Origin of the sequence: Brevibacillus laterosporus LMG 15441, assembly GCF_000219535.2 — a bacterium.
GTDB classification, from domain to species: domain Bacteria; phylum Bacillota; class Bacilli; order Brevibacillales; family Brevibacillaceae; genus Brevibacillus_B; species Brevibacillus_B halotolerans.
The window spans coordinates 1,633,297-1,653,501 of record NZ_CP007806.1 but is presented as its reverse complement, the minus strand read 5'-3'; the positions used below and the strand labels follow the sequence as shown (position 1 = coordinate 1,653,501).

The following is a 20,205-nucleotide window of genomic DNA, read 5'->3' as shown; positions in this document are numbered from 1 at the left end:
CACCTCATTTTCCGATCTCTCTACTCGTAGTGTATCAGATAACATTATAATATTCAAACAACCATCTAAATGTTATTCCTTTGATTTTCTAAATCCTGCTTTTATTGCAGCTTCTTCGGTATCAAACCACTCTTCTGGTTTTGTTTGCTCATAATAACGTCCACCAGGCACATGATAAATTTTTTCACCCTTTGAATTAATATTTCCTTTGATTTGTTGCTTGCTGTTGTCTTTTTGCGAGCTACTTTCCTTTTGTGAACTACTTTCCTTTTTATCAGATTGATTCTTTTGCTTCTTCGAGGATGTATTCATTTGCTTATCCTGGTCCGCTTTCTGATAAACATCTAATGCCCAGAGCCCTCGATTATTTTCTCTAGCATCCTGTTCTGCCTTTAAGAACACTTCTGCTTGGGCTACATTAGGTGGAACTGTCATGATGCGAGCGTATCCTTCATGTACAAGATGCTCATTATAGAATGTGCCATCTTCTAAATAAACATAAGCTAATAATCTTTGATATTTATCGAAAGGCTGAACATCGAATTGAAGAGTGACCTCCTTGCCTTCTAACATACTTTTCGAATAGTTACTCGCTTCTTTTCCATATGGCTGTACAGGAGTATTGGGCTTTACCGTCTCTGGTGTATCCACTCCGATTAGCCTTACCTTATCGCCTCTTGTTGTTTTAAAGGTATCCCCATCGACCACTCTCTCTATTTTAACTTTCATTTTTCCATTGGGAGTAGGCTCGTTGTTTTCTTGGCTGTCTTTGTCAGTGGCGCATCCACTAACCGCCAAGGCAACACCAAGGGAAAGAATGGCTAATAAATGCTTCGTTTTGGCAAACATTGTTCTCATGTACAAATCCTCCATGCTTTTTGTTTATTTCTACCTTTCCCATCATACCAAACATACGTGCTTGTCTACAGTTTTTCTATTCTTATAAAGCAAAAAACGACCCACAACATCTTGGTAGGCCGCCTTTTTATCCGGTCATTATTCCCAGTCCCAATCAACGAGTAGTACAAATAAAACCACGACGATTATGATGATCCATATCAGTTCCTCGTTATCTCCATTTAAGAAGTCAAAATCGAAAAAACCCATGTGGACCCTCCTTTCCTCTTCGTTACAGCCTATGCGAAAAGGGATAAATTGGGTCCAAAAAAGACAAGCCCAAATATTATGGAGTGACACAAAAAAATAAAATAGAAAAAGACACTCGTTTTTCGAGTGCCCACAAATGCTCTCTTCATTTTAAATTTTAATGGCGTGAAGCTGTTTCCGAAATCTCTGCTAACGCTTCTCCAGCCTCATCTTGTAAAATGTTGCGGATTGCCATGTCTCCAATCGCCACAATGCCAACTAATTTTCCGTTATCAACTACTGGCAGACGACGAATTTGATGCTTGGCCATCAGCTTAGCTGCTGCATCCACGGTCATTTCTGGGGTACCAAGCACGATGTCTCTACTCATAACCTCTTCGACCTTACTAGAGCCTTGATGCTTTTCAGCAAGACCACGAATGACGATATCACGGTCTGTAATTACTCCGATAACATCTTTTTGCTCATTCACAACTGGGATAACGCCAACGTTCCAATCTCTCATTTTCACCGCTACTTCATATACATTATCTAATAATGTAACGGTAGCAAGATTCTCGGTCATGATTTCACGTAATGTTCTTTTTGCCATTTTTCTTCCTCCTTCCGTACTTAAACAAAGGTTAGTTTCCCCCCTCCTGTATTCTTTCATGCAATCGAGCTATTTTTTACGTCTCATAATCATTGCACAATCAGGAAAAACCTACTATCATAAGGGAGTGAATATCACGAAGGAGGAAGGCAGAATGCTTCTCAAAGAAACGGGAATCGGCGGCCAACAAGGAACTCTAGCCGACTTGGACATTGCTATGGATAGCTTAGGTTTCACGCGTTTTGCTTGGGATTATACCCATGCAACCTACGATTACAAGCTAAAGGATAGAGACACCACCTACTATCTTCGCATTCAAGCACATTGTGTAGAAGGCAAAATGGAAGATCCAGACACTGTATTAAAATTGGACGAGCCATTCATTGGCAAGCATCTGTTCCCACATGGAATTGATTATGACTGTCCTATGCCAGATGGCGTACTCAACAATGCAAAACAGATTTTACAAGGATTAAAAGACAAATTAGCATAACAGTATGAAGGTTCAGTTTGTTCAAATACTTTACACAAGCAGAGAGGACATACCCACCTCTCTGTTTCATTTCTAGGGGTGATTTCTTTTTCAATGAAAACTCGGGGCGTACCAGATTTTCTCCTACTTTTTTTAACAGTGCTACTTGTAGGCTTTGGCATTACGATGGTAATGAGCTCCAGCTACATCTATGCTCAAACCGGAATATTGACATCCAAAGGTTGTGATCAATGTCTAGGTGACGGTTTGTACTTCGCAAAAAGACAAATCATCTTTGCCATCTTGGGTTTGTTTCTTATGTTCTTTGTTATGAACATCCCCTTCTCCTTTTATAAGAAAAACTTCCTGTTGATTGCCGTCGGTAGCTTTTTTTTACTTCTACTTGTTTATATTCCTGGATTTGGGAGCAAAGCTAACGGTGCGCAATCATGGATTAAATTAGGCTTTATGAATTTACAAACCTCAGAGGTTGCCAAGCTGGGATTAATTCTGTATTTGTCAGCCCTCATCGCCAAAAAGGGAGATGCCTTCCGAAGCTTCAAAACAGGTTTAATACCACCTTTGACAGTTACGGGTATTTTCTTTTTGATGATTATGGCCCAGCCGGATTTAGGAACTGCAGCCATTATTTTAGGAACGGCTGGGGTTATCTTAATAGCAGGTGGAGCTAATATTAAGCATATCTTTTTGCTTACGGTCCCTCCATCTACTCTGTTTATTACTACTTATATCATGGTAAAACAACATGCTTGGGCACGATTAACCTCTTTTACTAATCCTTGGAATGATCCATTAGATAAAGGTTTTCATATGGTTCAATCCCTCTATGCTATTGCACGAGGTGGAATCTTCGGTACAGGGTTCGGGAAAAGCTTGCAAAAGTATCTGTATCTACCTGAGGCATATACCGATTTTATCTTTTCCGTTATTGCTGAAGAGATGGGGCTAATCGGTACCTCTATCTTCCTGCTCTTATATCTGCTGTTAATCATTCGAGGACTGCAGATCAGCTTACGATCAACTGATACCTTTGCTACGCTGGCTGGAACAGGAATTGTTACCATGATTAGCATTCAGGCAATGATTAATATCGGTGGTGTAACAGGTGCTATACCTTTGACAGGTGTACCCTTGCCATTTATCAGTTATGGTGGATCATCCCTGTTGATTTGTATGACGAGCATGGGAATCCTACTAAGTGTATCTCGTGATGTTAATAGACAAAAAAATGCCCAGAGCTCCTCGATGCAAGGATAGGTTTTTCCCCTTCACAAACATAAAAAATCCAACGACAGCAACAAATTCGTCGTTGGATTTTTTCTATTTCTGTGTATACCTATGCTTGATTCTCGTTATTCAATCGTGAGGCCCTCGACGCGTACGTTTACTTCATAAACCGTCAATCCTGTTAAAAACTCCACTGTTTCTTTTACTTTCTCTTGTAGATGCTGGCAGGTCTTGCTAATGATAGTTCCGTATCGAACAGAAACCCATAATGTAATAGAAGCACCCATGTCTCCTATTTCGACCATGATTCCTTTTGCGTTATTCTTCGCACCTAATCGCTTCGTCCATTCATCATAAAATGTAATAGAACCGCCTACAGCTACCTCTTCAATCTCTTGAGCCGCTACTCCTGCAATAACTGCAACTACTTGATCTGCCACTCTGATTTGGTCTTTCACGGAATCCATCCCTACCGCCTCCTTATGTGAACCGCCCTTATGTAGCGCTACTTACCTGTTGTACATAGTTTACCCAACTAATCATGTGCTGCTTCAAAAATGTTTTTCTTTTATTATAACGGGTTTCGGCAAAGGCTTGAAGCACTATTCTCGAAAATTTTACCAGCTTTTAAACCAATAGAAAATCGGACAAACTACCCTTACAAAACGAACTACCGTTTACTAACGTAGCTTTTTTACAAAAGGGAGGCATACATACAGTGCAAAAAGTTATGTATTGGTGTTTCGGAGTAATCTTGTGTACTGCATTTCTGGTTAGTAGTATTCCAAGTATCACACAAGCATTTACCATGGGTCCTACCTATAAGGAAGGAAGCACAGGTACCAATGTAAGAGAACTACAAGAGAGGCTTAAACATATTGGTTTTTACACAGGAGATATCGATTCTATTTTCGGTCCTCGCACAAGAAATGCTCTGCGTCTTTTTCAATATGAATTTGGCATGACTATTACCGGGGAGCTAGACGATAAAACAAAAGTCCGACTGTACAATGCAACAAAAAATTATGTGATGGGGACTTTTAAACCAAAAGAAAAAGGAAATCAAGTAATCACGGCTTCTAATGGCTTTTCGACTAATGACCTGCAAATTATGGCCCAAGCTGTATATGGAGAAGCACGCGGTGAACCGTATACCGGACAGGTTGCAGTCGCGGCCGTTATTTTAAATCGTACCAAAAGCCCATCCTTCCCTAATTCACCGGCTGCTGTTGTGTTTGAACCACGTGCATTTACAGCTGTAGCTGACGGTCAAATTTATCTATCACCAGATGAAACAGCGCGAAAGGCAGTTCAAGATGCTCTAAAGGGGTGGGACCCTAGTGAAGGAGCTACCTATTATTTTAATCCAGATACAGCAACCTCTGCTTGGATCTGGAGTCGCCCGCAAATTAAAAGGATAGGTAAACACATCTTTTGTAGATAATCATGAGATTTAACCGTATAAAGATGTAAAACCTGGTATAAATCATTACCAGGTTTCTCTCTTTTTAATAGACATAATAATGTTTCAGCTTGCTCATTTTGGTCCAAATGAGTGTTGCGCCATTTTTACAAACCTTTCTTCGCTTTCAATGGTACCACAGATGCCACATTGAACAAGATAGTCATCCCCTTTATACGGCTGATGAAAAGCATCTAATTCCGTTTGCGTCAATTCTTCTACGGTCTCACCGGTTTGCGGATGTAAGCGAACATATTGGGGTTGTTGACGTATGATGGTAAATCTCATACGATTAGTGCGGCATACCGGACAGCAATAGGGAGCAGACATAAAGCACCTCCTTACGTTTTCCTTAGTTTTCCTTTAACATAAAGGGAATATGCACTCATGAATCTTGATCATCTCTGCAACAAACAGTGGGAAATAAACCGGTAAGAAATGAGGGGTTATATGGTATGAAAAGCATGCGGCTATTTTATTTGCTGGTAGGGGGAAGCTTCGCGCTGGCGGCTGGGTTTCACTATTTCACAGAAAATGAAGTATTACGGTTTATCACAGCTTCCTTAGCCATTATCTTTCTCGCATCTTGGTTAGGAAAAGCTACGGAGAATGTCGCTCATTATGCAGGGGATCGCATTGGTGGATTCTTAAACGCAACCTTTGGCAATGCCGCGGAATTAATTATTGCGTTCTTTTTAGTTAGAGAAGGTTTGTTTGAGATGGTAAAAGCGTCTATCACAGGCTCTGTTATCGGAAATCTTTTATTGGTTTTAGGCTTAAGCGTATTGCTTGGTGGTTTAAAATTTAAAGAACAAATCTTTAATAGCCAACTAGCCGGGCACAATGCTTCCATGATGACGTTAGCTTTGGTTTCGTTATTTATCCCTGCTGTCTTTATGTCTGAGCTATCCCTTAATAAGATTAACACTCTGTCGATTGTGATTGCGATCTTATTAATTATTGCGTATGTACTGTGGCTGATCTTCTCGATGGTCACACATAAATCATTTCTCACTGATGTGGAACAATACGAGAGCGAGGCTATTTGGTCAAAGCCAGTGTCCATCGTCATGCTGGTACTATCAACATTCTTTGTCGCTGTGGTATCCGAGTGGTTAGTACATAGTGTGGAAGCAGTCTCACATACCTTTGGCTGGTCAGAGCTGTTTGTGGGTGCTTTTGTCATTGCTATTATTGGAAATGCCGCGGAGCACAGTGCCGCAGTCCTACTAGCTTTGAAAGGGCGTATCGGCGCAGCTGTGGAAATTGCTGTGGGTTCTAGTTTACAAGTAGCTTTGTTCGTAGCTCCTACACTGGTCTTAATCAGTCTCTTATTCGGGTCTCCTATGAACATCGTTTTTACTGTACCAGAGCTCACAGCAATTGCCGTATCAACCATTATCACGATTTCGATCTGTCGAGACGGTAAAACCAATTGGTTCGAAGGAGTATTGCTGTTAATTGTGTATGTAATTCTTGGTACAGCCTTCTTCTTCGATTAGATCGTCCACACGTAACAAAAACTCGCTAAGGAAAGAAAGCTTTCCTAGCGAGTTTTTATTTTTTTTCGTTAAAGAGCTCGTGTAAATCGGCTAATTTGTGTTCAAGATTTTCCAGAATAGACCTGCCTTCATCTTCCTCTACTACACCTAGGCGAACAGCGAACTCGATTTCACGCGACAAACCGAACATCTGTGTATCAAGCACCTCTTCGTATAAAGGACACTGTGGCATGTTCAAGTTCTCCATCTGAACATCAATTAATTTATATATTTTATCCGCATCTGCTCTTAATAACGCTAAAGCTTTATTGGCCATATCGTTATGAATTTTTACGTCTGTCAAAACCTATCCCTCCGTTTGGACACGTCCTTACCATACATACATAGTACGTCATAACGAGTCATTTGAAAAGGGGATAACCTTTTATTCATAGTGCATAATATGTTAAACGGCTGTGAAAACGCTGCCAATAAACTCTTCTAACCAACACATTCATTGCGGCACTCTACATCCTGCGATACAATAATGAAGTAGGAAAAGGCTAACAGAGAGGAAGACCAAAATGGCAGACGTGATTGTAGTAAAGGGAGCTGTAGAATTCCCTATCACCATTGATCCAAGCGTGTGGGTGTTTGATGACCGAAAATTCGAACTGTCTTCTTATAAGGAGCAGGAGCATCTGGAATTACAAGAGACAAATAGATATATCCGTAGTGCATCCCTGCATTGGGAAAAAGAAATGAAGGAAGGCGCCACTCCTCCTAGTCAACGCAAAAGCTTGGTTGAAGAACGAAAAGTGCTTGAGGGCGATTATGCAATCAAATTTGCACCTTTTTTGGAAAATGCCAAGCCTTATCCGAACGCCACGACTCTACGTATTCACCGTGAGCAACAAGATTATGTAGATGTTTCTCTGGAAAAATCCAAGCAAATCATTCTTCAATTCTCAAAAGACGGTAAACCAATTCGAGACAAAGGACCGGTCTTTTTATATTTCCCAGAAGATCTACAAGAAAACAAGCAACCCCTACATAACATTACAATGTTTGAAGTCCTGCTATAAGCAAAAAATAAGTGCCACCCTTCCATAGGGTGGCTATCTCGATTTGCCCGTTTTCTAGTTTATGTTTGTAAGTCTAATACCTACATGACTTAAGCACTTTGAAAAGAGAGTTTCCTACGCGCCATTTCAGCTTCTACCAAGAAAATAAAATCGGCATCGAGATGAAGGGCGACTGCACGTTGATATACTTCTATCAACATCGTATCACTTAAGTATCTCACGCTTGTCACCTCCCTTTTATTCTATACCGTATTGTATCAGCTAATAAAACAACGAACAATCGTTCCGATATCCACAAGTGCTGTGGAAATCCTGTTGATAGCCTGTGGGGTAATTGTGCAAAAGATGTATAAATGTATATATACTCTTGTGGATTTCTTTTTTGAATTATCCACAAATAATTACATATTGTCGAAAAATATAGATTTCATATAAAAAAAAGACGGCCGTAATGGCCGCCTCTCTTTCTATCCGAGTCACTTTTACGTTCGATATCCGCTTTTTGAGTATGAGACTAGTGCATGGAGACACGAATAATCTCGGTGACAACAACCATAGCGAAGACAGCAAACCCGAATGAACCAGTGAAGAATAACATGTGGCGAATTTTCTTTTTATCTTCCACCTTATGTCCCTCGCTTTCAACCAGAATTCCTACTCCGGTAGTATTATATATATCCATACGTATGAGGAGCCCATTTCGTTTCAATTTTTGTTTACTCTTCTATCTCTTTTTACCCCGAATTTCTGAGTTAAATCGACATCAGCGGAAAAAATCAGCAAGCATTGATAGCTACTCTCTTTGTTTGTATTGCCATTCAAATCAAAGCTCTATTCATTTGAGTTTTTTGTTCTATGGATATCTCGATCATTTTCTGTTTTTCACCACCATTCATTTTTGGTCTTCTTTATAAATCTAATCCCTAAACAGATACTCCAATAAAAAGCCAATGCTCCACCTCATAAGTTATAGTTAAAATCCGCCAAACTACCATCCCCCCTACCATTCGTTTATCTCCCTTCTCTTTTATAAAAATGCTAGTGCAATCCCTTCTCTATCCCTAAATGATTGCTTTCTCTTTAACTCTAATCCCCCATTCTTATATTTTTAAAAGATTGCCCATCAGCAACTGCGTGCCCCGATTGACTAGTGTAACAAGCGGGTGATTTGCTTCAGAGATCGTCATCACAATAAACATTTGCACAAATTGTAAAATGTCAGTTTCGTAATGACAAATTACGTAATATACTAATCTCAATAGAATAATGATCTTTCTTAAACCATCTATTCTCTAATACATTCCTTTCTAGTCAGGAATAGATTGCAGTGTGACTTCCAAAGACCTCTTATCTAGTTTTCTGAAAACAGAAGTTTATCACTAGATGAAATGGTAAACACCCTGATTCAAACAAAAGCCAAAATATAAACCTATAGGGAATGAATGTAATGGCATCTTACATACGTGGAAAATGCCTATTACAACCCGTTCTGAATCTTATTGGTATGAAACAAGCAGAGTTAGCGAGACGAACAGGTTATTCAGCTAGAATGATCTCGCATTATGCGACTAATACCAAACTGATGTCTCCAGAAGCTATGTATTCCATTACTTCCATCATTCAGATGTACATGCCAAACTTCCGAATGGAACACCTCTACGAATGGGAATGGGAACAATAGGCATTGATGAGTAGATTTTCTACTCTCTCCTGCGGTATTTAAGAATCTATAGGTACTTAATATTTTTAAAAATATCCATTATTTGTCTTAATTTTTATATACCCAATCTATTTAAAGTATGATGTGGTAAATTAATCTCCTTATTTTCACAAAAAATAGAAGGAGGATAGGTTTAATGCACGTCTTGGAATACAACTATCAGATTGCCCAAATAGAATTGCGCCAACGTTTACAAGAAGGCACTTGATCGCAAGGGATGGAAACAAAAAGATCTTGTTTTAGCAACTGAAATTGATTCAGTCACCATCAGTCAAATCCTTAACAATAGGCAAAAAAAAATAACCCTTGCTCAATTACTCGCTGTTACTCAAGCTTTAGATTTGCAAGAAGATACTTTTTTTGAGGAGTTTTTAGGGGATTGTTTTAATGAATCGGGAAAAATGTCCCCTATTAAAACGGCTGAATTTTACATATGTTGTATCAAAGCTGAACGATATTTATTACCCAAAAAATCATGGCATTAATTAATGAGGATGCTGACAAGAAAAGACTCCTTGAAAATACGTTCAATCACTTTACTATCATCTCTTTTATCGCTCGAAACAACCATTGACACCATAAACTGCGAATTATTGATCAAATAAGTTTCAACCATTCCATTAATATATGGAATATCATCCTTATTTTTAATCTTAGAAAAGCTTGTTTACTCGCCAAAGTTAAATAAAGAAACAGAGTACCCATAGTTAAAAAGATGTACTAATGTCGTATTTGTTGCATGGTTAGTTTATACCGCCTGATTTCCGCAAGAAGTCAGTATGAACATGTTTATTATTAATATGAATTACCGCATCATTCTTTACCTTCCTGTTATTTTGAATAAACTACCCGAAAAGGAGACACCAATAGATGCCTCCATTTGCCTTATTACAAATATTTTACCTTGACCGCCCTGTCATCTCAGTTTTCCCAGTTAGAAATATTTTGGCTAAATTAATAAACATCACTCAAGAACATACATCTTTATCACATCTTTATTTTTTTCGTCGTCATCAAGAGCGAAAGAAATAAACCTGCCTGATTTATACAACTTACTTGTAAGAGTCTGATTAGAAGAAATAGGCATTCGTTGACCAGTGTTTAAATCAACCACAAATATTTGATTTATTGCATATCTATAGAAAAGAAAATTATTTTTAATTACAGGTGTATCATTTGTCAATTTTCTACTCTCACTATCGAATCTGTACTTAATTCTGCCATCTTTCAATGAAGCAATAAATATCGCACCTTCCTCTGTCCATACAAACCAATTCCCCCCTACCGTATAATCAATAACCCTATCCTTCTCTAACAAATGCAAAGGGTGAGTATTATTTTGATTAGGGTAAAAAGAAACTCGGTATTTTTTTGTGCTATTGATCTTATCAAAAATTGACTGATGTACAATAAAGCCTTCATCTACAGCATTCATTGAAGCAAAAAATACTCCATTTCTTCCATTCGATTCATCTAATTCAACTGCTGCAATAACCTCTTCTTTTCCTGTTGTCGGATTATAGGAAACGATTTTACTTATGACTTTCTCGTTCAGAAAGTCGTATTCTATCCAAGTAATGTGCCCATTTGATACCCCTAAAATAGGAGGGTCGGTTTCATTCTTAGTTATTCCTGATTTTATTATTTTTTTAGTTGTACTTGACAAATTATATGCAATGATACTCCAATGAAGTTCATTATTTAAGCCACTATCATATTCGACCCAATATAATGATTTATTAATACCAGTTAGAGAATTAGTAATCTTCCCTTTTGGGGCTACATAAATTTTTTTATAAACCTTGCTTTTTTTATTATAAGTTCCTACAAAAGAATACTCCTCTTTTGCATCTAATGTGTCAAAAGCAATTATGTCTTCGTTCACATATTCTGGGGCAACTGAAACACCTTCAACCGAGTCTCTTCTTAAATCATAAGTTCTAATTTTAAAAGGTAGAATCAATTTATCATTTTCTTGTGAAGAAAGAGTGGCTTTATCATCTGAGAACATTACGTCGGACTTCTTCATGAACTCAGACTTGTTTTCTGGGAGTGATATAGATGATTGTTTCTGTTCAATATTGTCTTTTGTATTGATAGTACGTTCACTACAAGCAGAAACTAACATTACGGTCAACAGCAGGCATATTTTAATAAATTTATTCATCTTTCACCTCTGTTAAATAAGTTTACATCCTTGAGGCTAATAAGCCCCAAGGATGTCTATTACCAAATGACTGCACTTCTAAAATGATTTTGATTTGCTTTCCAAACCCCATCAGCAGGATGCCATGTATTACCTAATGTTACACCCCTCCCACCTTGGTCAAAAGGGTCAGTCAATCTTAGCTCCCAATCTCTCCAATCATATCCAGAGGCATTTAATATATGACCTTTTACAGCCTTTTTATAGAGGGGCATATACTCAGGTTTAATAGAAAGATCCAATACTACTGGATAATCATGTTCTATTCCGTATTCAATCTTATCTAAAAACTTATATTTTTGATCAGAATCATGAGTTGTGTAAACATACTTATTTTTACTCTGATTGTCGTTAAGAACATCATCAATTAACGAAAAGTCCGTACCGTCAGTTGTAGTCCCAAGCTCCTTTGCATAAGACTTCTGACTTTTTGAACTTCCATTGATATAATGAAGAACTTGTTTAACTGTAGCAGGACCGCACCAGTAACTAGTTTCTTGTTCAAATCCTTTAATGCCAATAATATCCCTTACTTTTTCATCCTCTCTAAAAATTCGTTGGATTTCTGATGTTGATAGTTCGTGAATGTCCTCACGACTGATTTCTTTATACTTATTTCGAAAAAATTCTTCCAAATCTCCTTCCTTTTCTTCAAGAGCATCGATTTGTTCTTGTGTTTTAATATCATCGGTAGGCGTTTGGTTATCTCCAGTTCCTTCTGCAAATACTGGTGGAGTAATTAGTAGACTCGCAAGTGAGGTTGTCAATAATAGTTTAACTGCTAATTTCTTTTTAATAGCCACAATTCCCATCCTTCCTCGACATTTGAAAATAGTTTAGTTAGATCTCTATTAATATTAAATAGTAGGAAAAAAGTTTTTCAATATTAAGGGGGAAGGGACATTATTTCTTCAAACAGGTGAAAAAATATGTCCCTAATTAGTTCTATAAACACTAATACAAGCACCTCCTATTCTTTGTTATCTGAATCTTACCAATCGTTTCTTCGGATTGTATTTTTTGTAATTAAGAAACATCAGACAAATTATTACATAATTCGCACATTACTATAATAAAAAGGGTACCACTCTTTAAAAAGTGTGGTACCCTTTGGAGAAACTTCACATGATTAATGCCCAGGGTCTTCAAAAAACACTTGAATACTTTGATAGGACGCATATTCCTTTTCTGAACAATTATCCATATCAATAAATACAAATGAAGATAGAATACTGGAAAAGACTACAGAGACTATCACAAGTTTTTTCATAAAACCCCTCTCCTTTCTTTTAATGTAACAGTACTATACAATTCATTTAATCTTTCCGCAATTTCAATTTCCGTTTTTTTCTGAAAAAAAGCATGATAATAAAAAATATCCTTAGAACATTCAATTATGTCTTGATATGATCCAATCCTAGCATAAAAGGATATGCTTTTTAAATATGATTCAATACCGACGTCAAACTGCCCATTTTCAATAAGATAAGTACCTTTAAACCTATAATACTTACCTAATTGAGCATGTTGATAAGGTGTAACTACATGTAGTGGGAAGTGCTTTTCTTGAGACTTTATCAGTTCCCCAATTAATTGGGAATTTTTTATCTCAAATAATGCTTCTAAAAGCATATTAAGGCGGTGCAATCGTCTGTTACCTTCAACCTCTTCTACACATTCTGTAAGCAATGGAATAGCTTCATGATGTTGTCCTGTTTTATAAAGAATGATCGCTCTGTAATATTTTATACATTCAATTATAAAACGATAACCCTTTTTTTCGCACACATCTAGATGTGCATTAAAACTTTCGTAGTCTTCGAGGATTGCGTAAGAGTTACACATTGCTAATGCAACACTCTCTTTAAGAGTATTGATTGTTAGGTCCATTTTCATCCCTGTTTGACCCAATTCAATACATTTTTCGTATTTTTTTATATTATGTGCATGAAGAGCCATTCGATAATAAAAAATAATTTGTTCCTCATCGGATAAAAAGTCAACATAGTGTAAAATTTCTTCTCCGGTTTGAAATGTTTTTTCAAGTCTTTTTAAATCTTCTCTCTCAATTATGTATTGTTGAAATAGCCCTCTAGCTATATACATTGGTACGCCATGCTGTCTAGCATATTTTATAATAACACAGTAAAGTAACCGTTTTACTTCATCATTATTCTTGATTGTGGAAGTAAGATTATAAAGACGTTCCAATGCTTTATATGTTTCTTCAGAAGGAGACTCAAGAATTTTTTGAGCTACATGAGGAATCAATTGAAATTGCGAGATTTCGATTGATTCAATCATAAGATCAAATAAAACTTCAACACGTTTTTCAATCTTAGCATACTCCTGAACAATGTCTGTATAGGGTAGTTTCAAAACTTCAGTTATAGACCTGATTGTTTTTAATTCGGGTCGTTTGGTTTCCCCACTTTCTAATTTAGAGATTACACCCTTATTAATACTTGTTAATCTAGCAAGTTCTGAAATGGTTAAACCAAATTCTTCACGTTTCTCTTTAATTAGGTCACCCAAAGTTGTATAAACTAAAGTTTTATTTCTTTCCATTTATACCCCTGCCTTCAACTATTTAGATTAACCTTTTAAAATAACGGTATAGTCCAAATATCATATCAAAAATCACATAATATAGAATTAGACTCATATAATAATACCTTAAATGTATAATATTGTAAATAATAATAAAAATTATTTGATTGATTCATTATTTATTTTCAGAAAATCTTAGATCTTGATAAATGACAAAGCCACCTTGCTTTTTGCAGGTGACTTCATAATCAAACCTTAGTGCATTGTTTAATCTCTTTGATAAGAATCAATTATTTTTTCTTTTTTTGACCATTGAAATGAAACTCTAGAGAGATAAAAATAAAAAAGCCTTGATATACAAGACTTTTAACAAATTAAATCTATGGAGCGGGTGATGGGAATCGAACCCACGCGACCAGCTTGGAAGGCTGGAGTTCTACCATTGAACTACACCCGCATATATGATTGGTGCGGACAAGAGGACTTGAACCTCCACGGTGTTGCCACCACTAGAACCTGAATCTAGCGCGTCTGCCAATTCCGCCATGACCGCAAAATTAGGATTTGTGTAAAAATATTGTAGCACGATTTTCTTTAGAAATCAAGTAACTAACCCAAAGCCAAATGGAGCCTTTTTCCAACCTTCATGCATAATAACAGGAAAAAAATGCAAAGGTAAGGAGGAACTTGTTACGGAGAAAGGTTGTTGGGATATGGATCAAATTCTGATCGCCAGAAGCACCTTTGGTATGACGATGGGCTTTCATATTATCTTTGCTTCGCTTGGCGTTGGCTTGCCGTTAATGATTTTAATCGCAGAGCTGTTGTATCAGCGCACAAAGGACGCCGACTATTCCCTAATGGCAAAGCGCTGGACCAAGGGACAGGCCATTTTACTTGGAATCGCTATTCCCTCTGGAACGATCTCAGGTGTGCAATTATCCTTACTATGGCCCGGTTTTATGGAAGTCGTCGGCAAGGTTATCTCTCTCCCCTTCCAAATTGAAATCTTTGCTTTTTTTTTAGAAGCCTTGTTTTTATCTATTTATGTATATGCAGCACATCGTCTCTCTCCCCAAATGCGAATTGTAAGTGTACTACTTGTTTTAATTGGGGCCACTGCTTCCGCTGTGCTCATTACCAATGTTCACGCCTTTGAAGGGACTCCGACCGGCTTTCATTTAGTCAATGGAGAAGTGGTTGACGTCGACCCTTGGAAAGCATTTTTTAACCCTAGCTTTTTTGTTACAGCCGGGCATGTCGTTGTTTCCGCTTATATGACAGGTGCGTTTGTCATTGCATCGATCGCGGCCTATAAAATGCTGAAGGTCAATAAAACGTCTCGTGAATATGCCTTTCATCAAAAAGCTTTATTAGTGGGGCTGGTCATCGGTGGTACATTTTCCTTACTGACAGGGATCAATGGACATGATTCTGCTCAGCATTTACATCAATATCAACCAGAAAAATTGGCCGCGGCAGAGGGTTTATTTGAGACACAGACCCATGCTCCTCTTGTTATTGGTGGAATCACGGATGAGGCGACACAGCAAGTAAAATATGGACTTGAAATTCCTTGGCTGCTAAGTGTGCTAGCGGGAAATACACCAAATGAGATGGTCGTAGGGCTAAATGATTTCCCGCGGGACGAATGGCCTCCACTCTTTGTCCATACCCTCTTTAATTTTATGGTGTTGGTTGGTGGTGCACTCATTTTTGTTGGTTTTATCGGTTTTGCTTGGAAAAAATGGCTCAAGCATTCTCATTATCCTCGATGGGTATTGTGGATTTTTGTCCTAAGTGGACCTTTATCTATGCTAGGTATTGAGGCTGGCTGGATTTTCGCATGTACCGGCCGTCAGCCTTGGATTTTATATCGTGTGATGAAAACAGCAGATGCTACTACCCAGTCACAGGGCTTAGGTGCGCTATTTCTGTTATTCTTAGGAATCTATCTGTTCATGGCTATCGCAACAATCCTAGTCTTCCGCTATTATTTCCGCCGACATCCCATCAGCTTGGAGGGAGAAGCATGAGTGATACCATTATTGCAGTTACCATGCTGTGGGGGTTCGTCTTTATCTATTCGGTCGCTGCTTCCATCGACTTTGGTGCGGGCTTTTGGTCTATGATTTATCGGGATCGCGATCAGACCAAAGCAACCCAAATCGCTAATCGTTATCTCTCTCCCTCTTGGGAAGTAACGAATGTCTTTATCGTACTGATCGTCATAGCACTTGTTACCTTTTTCCCAGGAGCTACCTATACGTTAGGCACTGTATTGATTATACCTGGCAGTTTAATATTGCTCTTGCTGTTGTTGCGAAGTGCCTTCTTGGTTTTTTCTCATGTAGTAGAGGATTATCGTAAAATGATGTCGATAATCTCAGGCATTACGGGTATCTTGATTCCTGCCCTATTAATCAGTGTATTGCCAATCACACAGGGCGGTTATATTACCCTTGAAAACGGCTACGAACAGCTTCAGCTACTCAGACTGTTTTCTAGTCCACATGAATATATGTATATTGGGCTGGCGATTACTAGTACTCTTTTTCTTTCCTCACTTTTGCTAGCCGATTTTTCCAATGTTCTTGGCGAACGGGAAGCATTTCAAATTTATCGCAGAGATGCTCGGATTGTAGGCCCTATCACAATTGTGCTGGCCATTGCGGTCGTAATTACCATGTCCAGCGAGGCCTCTTGGATTTATGCCAATTTGCGTTCTCAGACTGGCTGGCTCGTCGCTTCTGCTGGCTTTTTCCTACTCTCTTACGCATTGTTATATGCTACATCTAGACGAAAAGGCTGGCTTAGCTTCCCACGCTTCGCTACCATTGCTGCTATCATTCAGTACCTGTTAGCCAGCTACGCCTATGGTGTAGCTCATCTTCCTTATTTGGTTTATCCAAATGTTACGATCGAATCAGGCTTCACACATCCGAATAATTTTCGGGCTATGTTTGTTGTCTATATCGTAGGATTTGCTATTCTTACTCCGGGCTTTCTATACTTCTGGCGTTTATTTATGAATGATACAAGAGAAGCCAAAAAGTCGTAATAGGCTACCTAAAAATGTAGTTACACACGCAAAAAGCCACGCAGAGTGTAGATACTCCACGTGGCTTTTTATCATTCGTTGTAGGAAACAAGAGCGATCATGCCCTCTTCATCATCAATATCTAGCTGAATGCGGGCTGAAAATGGATCTAGCTCCATCTGATCACGCAAGTACTTGCGCAGGGCCTCTAGCATATTGGCCTCAATCAGAACCTGCTCTCGCTCGTTCGCATTCACTTCTGCAGAATAACCATATTCCTCATCCCACATCAGTTCGACATTTACCTGATAAGGTTCGATCTCTCTTTTCTCGGCAATGTAAAGACAAATTGCGTTAATAAGATCCTGTTCTAATAGTCTTATTGTTTCCATCGGTTTTCCTGTTCCTTATATTTATTATTGTTTTTATTATTTCGCACCATCTGGAAGAGACGAACCACCAGCAAGACAATCCCTACTAGCATCAGGATATTCAATAATGCGGCAGCAAACGCTCCAAAACCACCTAGGTGACCTAACAGACCACCAAACAACATACCTGCCAATCCACCAAACAATAAGCCTTTCATGAAACCGCCGCTTTTGCTAGCAGTATTTGCTGCTGGTGCAGTAGTGTTTGTTTTGCTGTTTACGTTTTGATCTTGCTTTGCATTAGATTTTGGAGTAGTTGTACTTTGTGTAGGTTGGAATGATTTCGAACCAGACTTGTATCCACCACCGCGCTTTGCGTCTACTTCATGAGCGTTTATTCCAACGGTCGTAAACATTAATGCTAATGCCATGAAGACCATCAATAGCTTGTTTCTTTTCATAATAAGATATATTCCCCTCTCTTTTCGACTGATAAGTAAGGTATACGATCAGACAGGTAAAAGGTTTCACCATGTAAGAAGTTTTTTGAAGAAGAATGACTCTTCCAGCCGTGTATCGTTTTCAAAAGTAACAACTCTTTTGCAGGCTGATGCATACCAACACAATATAAGTGTTTATGCATATCATTGTAACACAGATTTCGCTTTTTTCCAGAAAAAAGCAACAGTAAAACTGTAAAAAATAATTTTCTCAATAAAAAGAGACGCTACCCTGCTAGGTCACGCCTCATCAATCTATAACGGAGAAAGGAATGCTCCCGACAGGAATCGAACCTGCGACCTCTTCCTTACCATGGAAACGCTCTACCGACTGAGCTACAGGAGCATGGCTCCTCAGCAGGACTCGGACCGTCAGCCTACCGGTTAACAGCCGGTTGCTCCACCATTGAGCTACCGAGTAATAGCCAGATAAATGCAACAATTAATATTTACCCTGCCATACTTCCCATTTATATGTCAACAGAGTTCGTTTGGCCACTTCTTTTTTTCATCCTTACCTAATTTAGAGCTCGTACCTGTCTTCTTTCATACAAATAGGCTGATACAAGGATACATCCAGCAGAATATAACCAAGCTGCCACAACATCACTGAAGAAATGCACTCCTAAATAAATTCGGCTGCATCCAACCAATAAAGGAATGGCAATGCCTATCATCGGCCAAATCCATGCGTTTGTACGCCCACGCTGATGCTTCCATAGCAAATAGGCTCCCATTCCAAAAAATAAGGTACTAAAGGTCGTATGCCCACTAGGGAAGGACCATGAGGAAGGAAGATCAATCAAATTTACATCAAAAGGCCGCTCGCGCATAATCGTTCTTTTTAGAATTTCTTTTCCTAAAAACCCAAAAGCTAGCGTCCCCAGAAAAAACCAGGACTCTATCCGATGCTTTTTCCACCAGCCTGTGACAAACAGGACTACCACAATCACTAAAATGTACACATCTCCCAATTGGGTAATAGCATGCATAATAATCGTTAAGTAGGGCTTGCGTACTTCCTTACTTATCATGATACCCCATTCATCCATCACATGAGAACCGAGCCCAATGACCAGATAGGTTATCCAAAAGAAAGCGATAAATAAAATAGCTGCTATCAATAGAGAAAACCTGCTATGAAAGGGTGAGGCGTCTTGCATCCTGTCTTTTTTCATCACTACTCGCCTCCCCCCTGTATCAGGTGCGTCAGTGCTTCCCGGAAATGTTGGTCGTCCATTGGAGTTCTAGCGTGCGGTCCTTTTGTTCGTCCACCGCCACGTCGGAATCTCGCCTTTTCATTACGTACTTCTAAATCAAATGTAATGTTATCTGAAGTGAAAATTTTACCATGTGGTGTCAGGGCTCTGGCCCCCTTCCCCATTACCATAGCGCCCAAACCAATATCCTGCGTCACCACGATATCGCCTGCTTTCGCTTCATTCGTTAAACGAATATCCACTGCTTGTGAGCCTGCATCTACAACCACATGATTATCATGCTGAAATTGATGGTTATAGCTAGCGAAGGTGATCAGCTCATAGCCGTATAGTTGACATAGCTCGACTGCTATCTGGAGAGCCTTTTTGGGACAAGCATCTGCATCTATTAAGACTCTAGATTTTTGATTCATATTATATTCCTTTCATATAACTGTATCCTGCATACATCAGCTTTTCTATATATGCAGTTTTATGTAGCATAGCTCTATATTATTTGCTCTTTTTCGTATACGATAATTATAGCATGCTTTGCTGAAGGGAGTCAGATACGTGGTACGTTATGAATTCAAACATGAGGAGCGGCTTGGCATTCTCCTTCCCTTTCTCTATTTGGAATGGGAAGAATACGATCCTGCTGAGAGGGCCGATATCTTGTTGAAATGGGAAGAAATTCGTTCTAGAATACCAGATCGCGTGATCGCTCTTGAAGCTGTTATTAACCAAAAACAAGCGGAGCTCTATCAGGAAGAGGATTTTGAACGTTCGTGTGAGCTTAATTCTGAAATTACTGAGTTAGCGAGTGCAATCAATGATCTAAACATTTGGTTTCGTATTCAGCAGGATTTTGAACCGACTGAAATACACGGGTGATATTTCTATGCTTGGGGTGTAAGCAGATCGGCGTTTTGTGTATGAAAATATGTATGAAGCTATGTGTTTCGTCCGTTTTTTATACGACATGATCACTAATACCTAATAAAAACAAGAATACCCATTGAACCTTTCTATCAAAGGGAAAATGGGTTTTATGACTACTTTTTCACGAAAGCAAGAGAAGAATCGCTCCGATTTTCAAACTAATTTTTTTCTGTTCGCTTTCAAAGGGTTTCCGCTTCATGTATTCAGACTTGTAATGCTAAATCCCGGCC

Annotated in this window: 25 protein-coding genes and 3 tRNA genes; 10 read left to right on the top strand and 18 right to left on the bottom strand. The window is 38.6% G+C overall.

Annotation, left to right across the window (positions count from 1 at the left end; all coding sequences use genetic code 11):
* Positions 1–72: 72 nt before the first annotated feature.
* Positions 73–858 carry a thermonuclease family protein gene (locus BRLA_RS07745; RefSeq protein WP_003338003.1) on the bottom strand — a complete coding sequence of 262 codons (786 nt, stop codon included), beginning with the start codon at positions 856–858 and terminating at the stop codon, positions 73–75.
* Positions 859–1,264: 406 nt separating this feature from the next.
* Positions 1,265–1,699, bottom strand: coding sequence for a CBS domain-containing protein (locus BRLA_RS07740; protein ID WP_003338006.1), 435 nt, complete (start codon positions 1,697–1,699; stop codon positions 1,265–1,267).
* A 154-nt stretch (positions 1,700–1,853) separates the two neighbouring features.
* Between BRLA_RS07740 and BRLA_RS07735 the strand changes: the two genes are divergently transcribed.
* Positions 1,854–2,192 carry a YugN family protein gene (locus BRLA_RS07735; RefSeq protein WP_003338007.1) on the top strand — a complete coding sequence of 113 codons (339 nt, stop codon included), beginning with the start codon at positions 1,854–1,856 and terminating at the stop codon, positions 2,190–2,192.
* Between the two features lie 93 nt (positions 2,193–2,285).
* Positions 2,286–3,449 (top strand): putative lipid II flippase FtsW, encoded by a 1,164-nt coding sequence (ftsW, locus tag BRLA_RS07730; protein WP_003338008.1) that lies wholly within the window; start codon positions 2,286–2,288, stop codon positions 3,447–3,449.
* Positions 3,450–3,544: 95 nt separating this feature from the next.
* On the opposite strand, the gene BRLA_RS07725 is transcribed toward ftsW, so the two are convergent.
* A complete protein-coding gene (locus tag BRLA_RS07725) occupies positions 3,545–3,886 on the bottom strand; it encodes an Asp23/Gls24 family envelope stress response protein (protein ID WP_003338009.1) in 342 nt (113 codons plus the stop codon).
* 251 nt (positions 3,887–4,137) lie between these two features.
* Here BRLA_RS07725 and sleB point away from each other — a divergent pair, with 251 nt between their 5' ends.
* Complete coding sequence (gene sleB / locus BRLA_RS07720; protein ID WP_003338010.1) at positions 4,138–4,863, top strand: spore cortex-lytic enzyme; 726 nt, start codon at positions 4,138–4,140, stop codon at positions 4,861–4,863.
* A 93-nt stretch (positions 4,864–4,956) separates the two neighbouring features.
* On the opposite strand, the gene BRLA_RS07715 is transcribed toward sleB, so the two are convergent.
* Positions 4,957–5,211, bottom strand: a complete 255-nt coding sequence (locus BRLA_RS07715; protein WP_003344245.1) for a hypothetical protein — start codon at positions 5,209–5,211, stop codon at positions 4,957–4,959.
* A gap of 125 nt (positions 5,212–5,336) precedes the next feature.
* On the opposite strand from BRLA_RS07715, the gene cax reads away from it, so the two are divergent.
* Positions 5,337–6,383, top strand: coding sequence for a calcium/proton exchanger (gene cax / locus BRLA_RS07710; protein WP_003338012.1), 1,047 nt, complete (start codon positions 5,337–5,339; stop codon positions 6,381–6,383).
* A 55-nt stretch (positions 6,384–6,438) separates the two neighbouring features.
* Here the strand turns inward: cax and BRLA_RS07705 are convergent, their stop codons facing one another.
* Entirely contained in the window at positions 6,439–6,699 is a 261-nt protein-coding gene (locus BRLA_RS07705; RefSeq protein ID WP_031309229.1) for an Fpa/YlaN family protein, read from the bottom strand.
* 247 nt (positions 6,700–6,946) lie between these two features.
* Here BRLA_RS07705 and BRLA_RS07700 point away from each other — a divergent pair, with 247 nt between their 5' ends.
* The gene (locus tag BRLA_RS07700) at positions 6,947–7,447 is read left to right on the top strand and encodes a hypothetical protein (RefSeq protein ID WP_003338014.1); all 501 of its coding nucleotides are present in this window, start codon (positions 6,947–6,949) and stop codon (positions 7,445–7,447) included.
* Between the two features lie 89 nt (positions 7,448–7,536).
* On the opposite strand, the gene BRLA_RS07695 is transcribed toward BRLA_RS07700, so the two are convergent.
* Together BRLA_RS07695 and BRLA_RS07690 are read right to left on the bottom strand one after the other, a co-directional pair.
* Complete coding sequence (locus BRLA_RS07695; protein ID WP_003344248.1) at positions 7,537–7,668, bottom strand: sporulation histidine kinase inhibitor Sda; 132 nt, start codon at positions 7,666–7,668, stop codon at positions 7,537–7,539.
* Between the two features lie 293 nt (positions 7,669–7,961).
* Positions 7,962–8,129: a hypothetical protein gene (locus BRLA_RS07690; protein ID WP_003344249.1), complete on the bottom strand. Its 168-nt coding sequence runs from the start codon at positions 8,127–8,129 to the stop codon at positions 7,962–7,964.
* A 765-nt stretch (positions 8,130–8,894) separates the two neighbouring features.
* Between BRLA_RS07690 and BRLA_RS07685 the strand changes: the two genes are divergently transcribed.
* Together BRLA_RS07685 and BRLA_RS24560 are read left to right on the top strand one after the other, a co-directional pair.
* On the top strand, positions 8,895–9,128 hold the full coding sequence (locus BRLA_RS07685; RefSeq protein ID WP_041752015.1) for a helix-turn-helix domain-containing protein: 234 nt from the start codon (positions 8,895–8,897) through the stop codon (positions 9,126–9,128).
* 290 nt (positions 9,129–9,418) lie between these two features.
* Positions 9,419–9,652 carry a hypothetical protein gene (locus BRLA_RS24560; RefSeq protein WP_236867810.1) on the top strand — a complete coding sequence of 78 codons (234 nt, stop codon included), beginning with the start codon at positions 9,419–9,421 and terminating at the stop codon, positions 9,650–9,652.
* 479 nt (positions 9,653–10,131) lie between these two features.
* Here the strand turns inward: BRLA_RS24560 and BRLA_RS07680 are convergent, their stop codons facing one another.
* The 6 genes from BRLA_RS07680 to BRLA_RS07660 all read right to left on the bottom strand — a co-directional run bounded on the left by BRLA_RS07680 (position 10,132) and on the right by BRLA_RS07660 (position 14,476).
* The gene (locus BRLA_RS07680) at positions 10,132–11,334 is read right to left on the bottom strand and encodes a hypothetical protein (protein WP_003338020.1); all 1,203 of its coding nucleotides are present in this window, start codon (positions 11,332–11,334) and stop codon (positions 10,132–10,134) included.
* A 59-nt stretch (positions 11,335–11,393) separates the two neighbouring features.
* Positions 11,394–12,185, bottom strand: a complete 792-nt coding sequence (locus BRLA_RS07675; RefSeq protein WP_003338022.1) for a C39 family peptidase — start codon at positions 12,183–12,185, stop codon at positions 11,394–11,396.
* A gap of 317 nt (positions 12,186–12,502) precedes the next feature.
* Positions 12,503–12,643, bottom strand: a complete 141-nt coding sequence (locus tag BRLA_RS23935; RefSeq protein WP_154071878.1) for a hypothetical protein — start codon at positions 12,641–12,643, stop codon at positions 12,503–12,505.
* Positions 12,640–13,941, bottom strand: a complete 1,302-nt coding sequence (locus BRLA_RS07670) for a helix-turn-helix domain-containing protein (protein WP_003338023.1) — start codon at positions 13,939–13,941, stop codon at positions 12,640–12,642. The genes BRLA_RS23935 and BRLA_RS07670 overlap by 4 nt, the downstream gene beginning before the upstream one ends.
* A 365-nt stretch (positions 13,942–14,306) precedes the next feature.
* Positions 14,307–14,380, bottom strand: a tRNA-Gly gene (locus BRLA_RS07665).
* A gap of 9 nt (positions 14,381–14,389) precedes the next feature.
* A tRNA-Leu gene (locus BRLA_RS07660) sits at positions 14,390–14,476 on the bottom strand.
* A 160-nt stretch (positions 14,477–14,636) separates the two neighbouring features.
* On the opposite strand from BRLA_RS07660, the gene BRLA_RS07655 reads away from it, so the two are divergent.
* Entirely contained in the window at positions 14,637–15,959 is a 1,323-nt protein-coding gene (locus BRLA_RS07655; RefSeq protein ID WP_003338024.1) for a cytochrome ubiquinol oxidase subunit I, read from the top strand.
* Positions 15,956–16,984 (top strand): cytochrome d ubiquinol oxidase subunit II, encoded by a 1,029-nt coding sequence (locus BRLA_RS07650; RefSeq protein WP_003338025.1) that lies wholly within the window; start codon positions 15,956–15,958, stop codon positions 16,982–16,984. Before BRLA_RS07655 ends, BRLA_RS07650 begins: the two co-directional genes overlap by 4 nt.
* A gap of 71 nt (positions 16,985–17,055) precedes the next feature.
* On the opposite strand, the gene BRLA_RS07645 is transcribed toward BRLA_RS07650, so the two are convergent.
* The 5 genes from BRLA_RS07645 to BRLA_RS07620 form a co-directional block, all read right to left on the bottom strand.
* Positions 17,056–17,355, bottom strand: coding sequence for a YxcD family protein (locus tag BRLA_RS07645; RefSeq protein WP_003338026.1), 300 nt, complete (start codon positions 17,353–17,355; stop codon positions 17,056–17,058).
* Positions 17,343–17,795, bottom strand: coding sequence for a hypothetical protein (locus BRLA_RS07640; protein ID WP_003338027.1), 453 nt, complete (start codon positions 17,793–17,795; stop codon positions 17,343–17,345). Before BRLA_RS07640 ends, BRLA_RS07645 begins: the two co-directional genes overlap by 13 nt.
* 312 nt (positions 17,796–18,107) lie before the next feature.
* Positions 18,108–18,180: transfer RNA gene (locus BRLA_RS07635), tRNA-Thr, on the bottom strand.
* Between the two features lie 172 nt (positions 18,181–18,352).
* Entirely contained in the window at positions 18,353–19,012 is a 660-nt protein-coding gene (locus BRLA_RS07625; RefSeq protein ID WP_003338029.1) for a phosphatase PAP2 family protein, read from the bottom strand.
* 2 nt (positions 19,013–19,014) lie between these two features.
* The gene (locus tag BRLA_RS07620) at positions 19,015–19,467 is read right to left on the bottom strand and encodes a YaiI/YqxD family protein (RefSeq protein WP_003338030.1); all 453 of its coding nucleotides are present in this window, start codon (positions 19,465–19,467) and stop codon (positions 19,015–19,017) included.
* A gap of 139 nt (positions 19,468–19,606) precedes the next feature.
* Here BRLA_RS07620 and BRLA_RS07615 point away from each other — a divergent pair, with 139 nt between their 5' ends.
* Positions 19,607–19,927, top strand: coding sequence for a hypothetical protein (locus tag BRLA_RS07615; protein WP_003338032.1), 321 nt, complete (start codon positions 19,607–19,609; stop codon positions 19,925–19,927).
* Positions 19,928–20,205: the final 278 nt, after the last annotated feature.

Coding starts and splice junctions, on each gene's coding strand:
- BRLA_RS07745 (WP_003338003.1), bottom strand. CDS start 858: ATGAGAACAATGTTTGCCAAAACGAAGCATTTATTAGCCATTCTTTCC.
- BRLA_RS07740 (WP_003338006.1), bottom strand. CDS start 1,699: ATGGCAAAAAGAACATTACGTGAAATCATGACCGAGAATCTTGCTACC.
- BRLA_RS07735 (WP_003338007.1), top strand. CDS start 1,854: ATGCTTCTCAAAGAAACGGGAATCGGCGGCCAACAAGGAACTCTAGCC.
- ftsW (WP_003338008.1), top strand. CDS start 2,286: ATGAAAACTCGGGGCGTACCAGATTTTCTCCTACTTTTTTTAACAGTG.
- BRLA_RS07725 (WP_003338009.1), bottom strand. CDS start 3,886: ATGGATTCCGTGAAAGACCAAATCAGAGTGGCAGATCAAGTAGTTGCA.
- BRLA_RS07715 (WP_003344245.1), bottom strand. CDS start 5,211: ATGTCTGCTCCCTATTGCTGTCCGGTATGCCGCACTAATCGTATGAGA.
- cax (WP_003338012.1), top strand. CDS start 5,337: ATGAAAAGCATGCGGCTATTTTATTTGCTGGTAGGGGGAAGCTTCGCG.
- BRLA_RS07705 (WP_031309229.1), bottom strand. CDS start 6,699: ATGGCCAATAAAGCTTTAGCGTTATTAAGAGCAGATGCGGATAAAATA.
- BRLA_RS07700 (WP_003338014.1), top strand. CDS start 6,947: ATGGCAGACGTGATTGTAGTAAAGGGAGCTGTAGAATTCCCTATCACC.
- BRLA_RS07690 (WP_003344249.1), bottom strand. CDS start 8,129: ATGGATATATATAATACTACCGGAGTAGGAATTCTGGTTGAAAGCGAG.
- BRLA_RS07685 (WP_041752015.1), top strand. CDS start 8,895: ATGGCATCTTACATACGTGGAAAATGCCTATTACAACCCGTTCTGAAT.
- BRLA_RS07680 (WP_003338020.1), bottom strand. CDS start 11,334: ATGAATAAATTTATTAAAATATGCCTGCTGTTGACCGTAATGTTAGTT.
- BRLA_RS07675 (WP_003338022.1), bottom strand. CDS start 12,185: ATGGGAATTGTGGCTATTAAAAAGAAATTAGCAGTTAAACTATTATTG.
- BRLA_RS23935 (WP_154071878.1), bottom strand. CDS start 12,643: ATGAAAAAACTTGTGATAGTCTCTGTAGTCTTTTCCAGTATTCTATCT.
- BRLA_RS07670 (WP_003338023.1), bottom strand. CDS start 13,941: ATGGAAAGAAATAAAACTTTAGTTTATACAACTTTGGGTGACCTAATT.
- BRLA_RS07655 (WP_003338024.1), top strand. CDS start 14,637: ATGGATCAAATTCTGATCGCCAGAAGCACCTTTGGTATGACGATGGGC.
- BRLA_RS07650 (WP_003338025.1), top strand. CDS start 15,956: ATGAGTGATACCATTATTGCAGTTACCATGCTGTGGGGGTTCGTCTTT.
- BRLA_RS07645 (WP_003338026.1), bottom strand. CDS start 17,355: ATGGAAACAATAAGACTATTAGAACAGGATCTTATTAACGCAATTTGT.
- BRLA_RS07640 (WP_003338027.1), bottom strand. CDS start 17,795: ATGAAAAGAAACAAGCTATTGATGGTCTTCATGGCATTAGCATTAATG.
- BRLA_RS07625 (WP_003338029.1), bottom strand. CDS start 19,012: ATGAAAAAAGACAGGATGCAAGACGCCTCACCCTTTCATAGCAGGTTT.
- BRLA_RS07620 (WP_003338030.1), bottom strand. CDS start 19,467: ATGAATCAAAAATCTAGAGTCTTAATAGATGCAGATGCTTGTCCCAAA.